At 41.2% G+C, this 296-nt stretch carries 1 protein-coding gene; it reads left to right on the top strand.

Annotation, left to right across the window (positions count from 1 at the left end):
• Positions 1 to 296 (top strand): group II truncated hemoglobin (locus AAEY62_RS21655; RefSeq protein WP_350636452.1); only part of this gene is annotated, 296 nt, incomplete at both ends.

Genomic DNA, 296 nt, shown 5'->3' with positions numbered 1-296 from the left:
CCCACACCTGAAAAAACACCTTATGAAATACTAGGTGGAGAAGCAGGCGCACTTGCTATTGCAAATAGATTCTACGATATTATGGCTACAGATGAATACGCTAAACCATTATATGATATGCATCCTCTGCCATTAGATAGAATTCGCCAAGTGTTTTTTGAATTTTTATCTGGCTGGTTAGGCGGCCCAGACCTATTTGTAGCAAAACATGGCCATCCTATGCTGCGTAAACGCCATATGCCTTTTACCATTGATCAAGACTTGCGCGACCAATGGATGTACTGCATGAATAAAAC

Origin of the sequence: Pseudoalteromonas sp. GW168-MNA-CIBAN-0100, assembly GCF_040309225.1 — a bacterium.
Lineage (GTDB): Bacteria > Pseudomonadota > Gammaproteobacteria > Enterobacterales > Alteromonadaceae > Pseudoalteromonas > Pseudoalteromonas arctica.
This window is presented reverse-complemented; position numbering and strand designations above follow the sequence as displayed.